The sequence below is a fragment of the Leptolyngbya cf. ectocarpi LEGE 11479 genome (genome assembly GCF_015207065.1).
Lineage (GTDB): Bacteria > Cyanobacteriota > Cyanobacteriia > Phormidesmidales > Phormidesmidaceae > Leptothoe > Leptothoe ectocarpi.
The window spans coordinates 1-1024 of the sequence record NZ_JADEXP010000652.1; the positions used below are offsets into that span (position 1 = coordinate 1).

The window sequence follows — 1024 nt, forward strand, 5'->3', positions numbered from 1 at the left end:
AATACAAATGTTATGACGGCGATGATGGCACCGATGGTCGTAACGGTCGGGATGGCGAAACTGGCAGCCTGGGTCAGCTTGCCTTGATTAATCAAGTGGACCCCCTACCCCAGGAAGCACCGAGTCAGTCCCATACAGTTTCCAGCTTGGCCAATTCAACGGTTACCCTGTCAAAGAATCTTTGGGAGACCCGCAGCGGTGCTAAAAACTTGCTTGCTCCTGGTTCGATCATCGCTAATGACTATGAGGTTTATACCGGCCACATTGAGCGACAATTTGCTCTAGATTGGCAGGCTTCGCAGCCCTCCCAGGGCTTTACGGACTCTGTTGACCTGGAGCTACAGCCCAATGGTCAGGTCAGTATTGGCTTTCCTGAGGCTTACTGGCTGCTGGGAGACACCATCGAACAAGACACCCTGACCACCTATCGAGTTGATGGCATCGTGCCGGTAGCGGAGGTAACGCAGCTGGCGGTGGGACGCGTTGATGGTCGTAGCCGTACCTTTGAAGTCAATGTAGTGGACCTGGCCCAGCGCTCGGATCAGCTAGAGACCCGGTTTGAGGTGCGCTACAGCACGTCGGGCAGTGACGGTCGCCGTCGCCGCTATGATCTGGAGTATGAAGGAGCGGTGCCAGCAGATCTAGTGCAGCAGGACCATAATCGCTTTACTTTATCGCTAGGCCGATTGCCGATTCGCTCTCAGTTGCTTAGCGGCGGCACCCGAGCCCAGGTGGAGCTAACGATCATTCGCTCCTACGGGAATAACTCGGCGGAGCAGACGCTGACGTGGCAGGGGGAAATTTAATCAAGAAGGCTTTGTGGTTCTTAGAACTCGACGCAGATGAGTCATCTTGTATTGGAAAAAATTAAGCTCTAAAGAATTGGTCAATTACGATATGAGCTAAGCTTTCTAAATTTCTTGAAGCTGACAGCTTTGTAATTCTGAGTAGGTGATTAAAACTATCTAAGATATTGTGTCCATTAATTTACGATTCGTTGATAATTTTAACAAAACTTCTAGAG

The 1024-nt window shown here is 50.6% G+C and carries 1 protein-coding gene; it reads left to right on the forward strand.

The window, feature by feature from the left end; translation table 11 throughout:
• On the forward strand, nucleotides 1-806 hold an 806-nt coding region (locus IQ260_RS30750), incomplete at its 5' end, for a hypothetical protein (protein WP_228016586.1).
• Nucleotides 807-1024 lie beyond the last annotated feature (218 nt).